At 71.6% G+C, this 6,363-nt stretch carries 7 protein-coding genes; 1 reads left to right on the forward strand and 6 read right to left on the reverse strand.

What is annotated here, in order from left to right; genetic code table 11:
• Positions 1–29: 29 nt before the first annotated feature.
• The 6 genes from ACFU5F_RS04035 to ACFU5F_RS04060 form a co-directional block, all read right to left on the reverse strand.
• Positions 30–1,118, reverse strand: a complete 1,089-nt coding sequence (locus tag ACFU5F_RS04035) for a hydrogenase expression protein HypE (protein WP_383881554.1) — start codon at positions 1,116–1,118, stop codon at positions 30–32.
• Between the two features lie 138 nt (positions 1,119–1,256).
• A complete protein-coding gene (locus tag ACFU5F_RS04040; RefSeq protein WP_383881557.1) occupies positions 1,257–2,993 on the reverse strand; it encodes an enoyl-CoA hydratase-related protein in 1,737 nt (578 codons plus the stop codon).
• A gap of 186 nt (positions 2,994–3,179) precedes the next feature.
• Positions 3,180–3,437 carry a hypothetical protein gene (locus ACFU5F_RS04045; protein ID WP_046915656.1) on the reverse strand — a complete coding sequence of 86 codons (258 nt, stop codon included), beginning with the start codon at positions 3,435–3,437 and terminating at the stop codon, positions 3,180–3,182.
• Entirely contained in the window at positions 3,424–3,738 is a 315-nt protein-coding gene (locus tag ACFU5F_RS04050; protein ID WP_383881561.1) for a DUF6400 family protein, read from the reverse strand. The genes ACFU5F_RS04045 and ACFU5F_RS04050 overlap by 14 nt, the downstream gene beginning before the upstream one ends.
• A 53-nt stretch (positions 3,739–3,791) precedes the next feature.
• Positions 3,792–4,409 (reverse strand): TOPRIM nucleotidyl transferase/hydrolase domain-containing protein, encoded by a 618-nt coding sequence (locus tag ACFU5F_RS04055; RefSeq protein WP_383881564.1) that lies wholly within the window; start codon positions 4,407–4,409, stop codon positions 3,792–3,794.
• 213 nt (positions 4,410–4,622) lie between these two features.
• The gene (locus tag ACFU5F_RS04060; RefSeq protein WP_383881567.1) at positions 4,623–5,072 is read right to left on the reverse strand and encodes a spore-associated protein; all 450 of its coding nucleotides are present in this window, start codon (positions 5,070–5,072) and stop codon (positions 4,623–4,625) included.
• Between the two features lie 314 nt (positions 5,073–5,386).
• Here ACFU5F_RS04060 and modA point away from each other — a divergent pair, with 314 nt between their 5' ends.
• Entirely contained in the window at positions 5,387–6,247 is an 861-nt protein-coding gene (gene modA / locus ACFU5F_RS04065) for a molybdate ABC transporter substrate-binding protein (protein ID WP_383881570.1), read from the forward strand.
• Positions 6,248–6,363: the final 116 nt, after the last annotated feature.

A 6,363-nucleotide genomic window follows, 5' to 3' on the forward strand; every position in this document is an offset into this window, starting at 1 on the left:
AGCCGGTGCGGACTACATGCGGCGGCTGCTCACCACGGGGGCCGGTATCCGGTGGTGATCTTGTCTCCGGTACGGCGCCACTTGGGCTCCTTGTCCACGGTTCTGGCGGTGATGGACCGCAGTTTGCGGACGACGGCGCCGTACGCGCCGCTGGCGCCGCTGGACAACTTGGCGCCGGGGGGTTCGTCCATGAACGGCATGAACTTGTCGGGGAACCCGGGCATCGTGCAGGCGATGCAGATGCCGCCGACGTTGGGGCAGCCGCCGATGCCGTTCATCCAGCCGCGCTTGGGCACGTTGCACTTGACGACCGGGCCCCAGCAGCCGAGCTTGACCAGGCAGGTGGGCGAGTCGTACGACAGGGCGAACTGGCCCTGTTCGTAGTAGCCCGCGCGGTCGCAGCCCTCGTGGACGGTGGCCCCGAACAGCCAGGTGGGACGCAGCTTGTCGTCCAGCGGGATCATCGGCGCGGAGCCGGCGGCCTGGTAGAGCAGGTAGGTGAGCGTCTCGGAGAAGTTGTCGGGCTGGATGGGGCAGCCCGGGACGCACACGATGGGGATACCGGCGTGGGACTTCCAGTCCCAGCCGAGGTAGTCCGGCACGCCCATCGCGCCGGTCGGGTTGCCGGCCATGGCGTGGATGCCGCCGTAGGTGGCGCAGGTGCCGATGGCGACGACCGCCAGCGCCTTCGGGGCGAGCCGGTCGATCCACTCGCTGGTGGTGATCGGCTGACCGGTCTCCGGGTTGTCGCCGAAGCCGCACCAGTAGCCCTCGGGCTTGATCGCCTCGTTGGGGATGGAGCCCTCGACGACCAGGACGAACGGGTCGATCTCGCCCCGCTCCCCCTTGAAGAACCACTCGATGAACGTGTCCGAGCCGCCGATCGGGCCGCACTCGAAGTCGATGAGCGGCCAGTGCACGGCGATCTTCGGCAGCCCTGGCAGTGCACCGAGCACGATCTCCTCGATGCTGGGCTGCATGGCCGCCGTCAGCGCGACCGAGTCACCGTCGCAGCTCAGGCCCGCGTTGATCCAGAGAATGTGGATCGTGGGCGCCTCGTCGGCGGGTGCGCCGCCCGCGTTCGCGGCATCGACCGTTGCCGGCGTCGCCTCAGTCATGGGACCGCCTCCTGGGGAGGTAAGGGATGAAAGCCTCTTTTTCGGCCTTCGCTCCTCTTCGTAGCAGCCGTACGGCCGCGATGGGATGCCGACGGGGGCCGTTCCGGTGACGCCGATGCCACTGCCGATCGGGCCGGTTCACGCAACCGGGGCGGGACCGAGGTGTGGCGGGGTGCACGCCGGCCGCTCCTTGTGGACGAAGGCGCGGCGCAGCGCGTGGTAGGGGGCGGCCGGGTCGTCGAAGGTACGGCGCATCCGGGCCAGCTCCTCGGCGCGGAACCGGGCCAACGGCGTCGTGCTCTCCAGCCGGTCCAGCTCCGTCTTCTTCGCGGCGATCCGTGTCTCCGTCGCCGGGAGCGAGGCCAGACGCCCGGCCAGCGCCGCCACCTCCCGCGCGAACCCGTCGGGAGCACGGTCGAGGATCCGGTCGACGAGGCCGAGGCGCAGCGCGCTCGCCGAGCTGACCGGCAGGGCCTCACGCATGAGCCGTTCTGCCGTGGCGGCACCGACCCGGCGCGGCAGCGTGCAGGTCCAGTACTCCGAGCCGTACAGGCCCATCAGCCGGTAGTGCGGGTTCAGCACGGCTCCCGACCGGCACCAGACCTCGTCGGCCGCCAGGGCGAGCATGACGCCCCCTGCCGCCGCGTTGCCCGCGACCGCGGCGACCACCAGGCGGTCCGTCGTCGTGAGGACCGCCTCGACCAGATCGTCGATGGCGTTGATGTTCGCCCAGGACTCGGCGGCGGGGTCGGGGGCGGCCTCGATGACGTTGAGATGGATCCCGTTGGAGAAGAAGTCCCGTTCGCCGCCCAGCACCAGAACCGACGTGGGCCGCGCGCACGCCTCCCGGTAGGCGTCCAGCAGCCGGCGGCACTGCTCCGTGCTCATGGCGCCGCCGGGGAAGGAGAACGACAGGAACCCGACGCGCCCGTCCTCCCGGTAGCGGATGTCGGACCAGGTCCGGTCGTCCCCTGCCCAGGGGAGCCGGGGCAGGGTGTGTTCGGGCAGCGGGGGCAGCCGGTCCCCGAGGGCCCGTACGGCGGGCAGCCTGAAGGTCGGCGGCTGCCCCGGTTCGCGCCGGGGTCTCAGTTCAGGGATCCACACCGCGCCGTCCCCGGTGGCCCGGCAGACCGCCCCGGCCCGGGTCGCCAGCAGCTCGCCCGGCCGTCCGCGCAGCTCGCCCTCGGGGTGCCCGCCGTGCAGGTACCACTCACCGCCCAGCAGCTCGTCCAGCACACCGGGCTGCGAGTCTGCCGCGCGCAGCTTGCGCAGGACGTCCTCGGTGGAGTCCCCGGCCCAGTCGATCCGCCGGACGCTCTGGTCGAGGTACGGCCGCGTCCGCGGTACCGGGCGGGCGTCGGACTCACCGGAGCGGGCGGCGGCCATACCTGTCGTGTCCTGCTCGCGCGGTGTGTAGGTGCCCCCGGCGAAGCGCTCCACCGCGAGCATGACGGCCTCGATCGCGGCGTCGGCGATCTCACCGCGGTACAGCTCGCTCTTGGAGACCGGCGGAATCCGGCACGCCACGCAGGCCCACACGGCGCCGGCGTCCATCTCCTCCTCGGCCTGCAGGACGGTGACACCCCACGCGTCGGCGCCGTCGTGGATCGCCCAGTCCAGGGAGGACGGTCCCCGGTCGCCGACGGGTCCGGGATGGACGATCAGACAGGTGCAGGCCCTCCACACCTCTTCGGGGATCGCCGTCCTCAGCATCGGCGCGACGACGAGCTCCGGTGCGTGCCGTCGCACGAGATCCGGCAACGGGCTGTCGGGCAGGGCGAGTTCGACGGCCACGGTGTGGCCGCGATCGCGCAGTTCGGCGTGGGTGCGCTGGGTGAGACTGTTGAACGCGCTGGCTAGGAGCAGGATGTGCACGGCTGCCTCCGGGCGGACGAGGCAGGCAGGGATGTCCGCCGACCGAGATCCTCGGCCCCGGCGGCCCGCCGCTCCCGGCGACAGACGGTGAGGTCATCCGAAAGCGAGCGCCCATCGGCCGTCCGGCCTCACCGGCCCGCGCCCGCGACGGCCGGGCTCACCGGATCGGCCGCCGTACGCGCCCGGTCAGTGTCGCCGCAGGCCGCTGGTGATGCGCTCCCACGGGGAGCGGGTGGCACCGAAATGGGTCTCGTGCGTCCAGATGTGGGTGCACGACCGGCACTGCAGATGCAGCAGGCTGCCGACGTTGGAGAGCAGGTAGCGCCAGTGCTCGGAGCAGGTACGGCCCTGCTCACAGGTGTCGCATCCGCGCCGGTCGTCGCAGTTCGGGCAGGCGACCCAGGCACGACGGCCGATGTCGGCCTGCGGGTCAAGCGGCAGCACGGCCACCGCCTCTCCGGGGCAGCACACCGGCCGCGACCAGGTCGTCGTACACACGCTGCTGCTCCGCGTCGAGGCCGGAGTACAGCAGCTCGTACGCCGCCTCCTCGCCGCGCAGCGCGGCCACGGGGTCCCAGTCCGCGCCGAGGGCGTCCAGGACGTGCGCGCGCCGGAGCATTTCGTGGGCACTCAGGTCGAGGACCAGGTCGGTCGTCGGGGGGACGCCCGGACGTCCCGCGGCGGGATCGCTCGCCGTGGCGGGTCCGTCCGGTTCACCGGGGAGGGCGTGGCCGTGGTGGGACATGCGACCGAACGTAGGGAAGCGTTCCCGGTTCCGGCAAGAGCGGGTGGGAGAAGTCACAGGTCGGCGAAGAGGTCGTCCAGGGGGGCGGGCACCTGCTCGGGGGCGAGGGCCTCGACGAGGAGGCGGCCGTAGCGGATCTTGCGGCCCTTCTTCGTACCGAGGAAGCGGCGCAGCTGCTGGTGCCGGGAGCGGCCGTGCTGGGCGGGCTGTCGTACGAAGGTCTGCCAGGCACGCAGTTCGCCCGCTTCCTGGACGATCTGCTCGACGCGCGCCGTGCCGAGCGCGCGGATCAGCTCGTCCTCCAGGTCCGCCGCGCAGACGTGGACGCTCGGGCGGGGTGTCCAGGCCGGGTCGAGGCCCCGGTCGTAGAAGGGCTTCTCCCGCTCGTCGCACAGCCCGATCAGACGCAGGCCGAGGCCCGGCGCTCCGAGGATCCCCGCGTAGCGTCCGACGCTCATCGCCCCGCCCATGGACAGCACGCACACCCCCTCGCCCGCGAGGTCGCGCTCCCGCCGGGCGGCCAGCGCCTCGACGGCGGCGAGGTCGCTCAGCCCTTCCAGCAGGACCGCCGTGTGCACCCCCAGGAGTTCCGCGAGCTCCCCCGCCGCCCGGCCGGAGCCGTCGGCCGCCCAGCCCGCGACCTCGTCCCTGAACATGCCCATGTCGACCATGCCGAGGAGTTTCCCCTGTACGCCGCCGGCCGCGCACCCGATATTCGGCGGCGGCCGGTGGCGCGAGCGGGCCGTGAAGGACGCGCACGCTCATCGGTGGGTCGTGCCCCTCCGGGAGAACCCGCACCGCCTGCGGCTCAGAACTCCCTCCCCGGCGACGTCGGACCACGGGAGGGGGCGGTGCGGGAACTCTCGGACGGTCGGTCAGGTGGATCAGCGGACCTCGGTGGTCCGGTGCTCCTTCAGGGACGCGCAGTTGGAGTTGTCCACCGTCACGTACACGTTGTCGATGTTGCCGCCCCAGCTCACGCAGTAGCCCTTGCCGTAGACGTAGGCCGGCCCGGCGAACGACGTGTAGCTGCCGTAGTCCTCGTCGTACTCGTCCGTGGCGGGGACGTAGATGTACGTGGACATGTTCTTGTAGGTGCCCGGGTTGGTGCGGATCGTCGCGACGCAGTTCTTGCCGTTCTTGGAGTTGTACGTCAGGTAGACGGTGCCCAGCGTCCCGATGGGCGCGGAGTTGACCGTCTTGTAGCTGCTGCCGCAGACGCCCTGCGGGGTGACGTTGGGTGCGGCGGAGGCGGTCGTGCTGAACGCCGTCCCGGCGCCCACCGCCAGTGCCGCTAAGGCGCCGACGGTCGCGACATTGCGGATCTTTCGCATATTTCCCCCTTGGGTCCTTGGAGCGCTTTGCTCACACTTGATGTGACCCTCGGACGGGACGGATGGTTGCCCCCGGTTCGCCAGAAATCTTCTGATGGCCCACACGGGCACTCCGGCAAGGGCGCGAGCTGGGGAAAACCGCGCCCGCCCACGGTCGCGCGTCCCGCGCCGACCACATCCGACACGGCGCCTCTCGCCTCCGCACATGCAACCCCAACAGGGACAACAGACTGCCTCTGCCCTCCTGTGGGCGCCATCATCATGGCATCTGCGACAGTATGCTGATGCCCATCAGAACCAGAGGGAGTGGACCCGTGACGACCCGTACCGTGCCCCGGACCCGTCGAGCGGCGCGCGCGGTCGCGCTGGGGGCGACCGTGCTGCTGGCGCTGAGCGCCTGCTCGTCCCCCGACGGTTCCTCGTCGGCGAAGCAGGACTCCTCCGGGTCCGCCTCGTCGTCGGACGCCTCGTCGTCGGACGCCTCGTCGTCGGGGAAGGTGACCGGGACGGTGACCGTCTTCGCGGCCGCGTCACTGAAGGAGAGCTTCACGACCCTGGGGAAGCGGTTCGAGAAGGAGCACCCCGGCACCACCGTCACCTTCAGCTTCGGCGGCAGCGACTCCCTCGCCGCGAGCATCACCGGCGGTGCTCCCGCGGACGTGTTCGCCTCGGCCAGCCCCAAGACGATGGCGATCGTGACGGACGCGGGCGACGCGTCGGGCACGCCCGCGACCTTCGTCCGCAACCAGCTGGAGATCGCGACCCCGCCGGGCAACCCCGACAGGATCACCTCTCTGAAGGACCTCACCAGGTCGGGCCTGAAGGTCGTGCTGTGCGACAAGGAGGTGCCCTGTGGCGCGGCCGCGCAGAAGGCCCTCGGCGCGAGCGGGCTGAAGCTCACCCCCGTCTCCTACGAGCAGGACGTCAAGGCCGCGCTGACGAAGGTCGAGCTGAAGGAGGCCGACGCCGCCGTCGTCTACAAGACCGATGTGCGCGCGGCAGATGGCAAGGTGAAGGGCGTGGAATTCCCCGAGTCCGCCGACGCCGTCAACGACTACCCGATCGTCCGGCTCAAGGACGCCCAGAGCGCCGACGCCGCCGAGGCGTTCATCGCGCTGGTGCGGTCCGCCGAGGGCCGGAAGGTCCTGACCGGGGCCGGGTTCCTCGAGCCGTGACCCTCCCGAACGGCAGGTCCGACGCCGCCACCGACCCCCTGCGGGGCGGGCGGCGGCGTCGGCGTGTCCGCGCGGGCACCGGCAGCGGCCGAGGCGCGCCCCTGCCGCTGCTGGAG

The sequence above is a fragment of the Streptomyces sp. NPDC057438 genome, assembly GCF_042802995.1.
Lineage (GTDB): Bacteria > Actinomycetota > Actinomycetes > Streptomycetales > Streptomycetaceae > Streptomyces.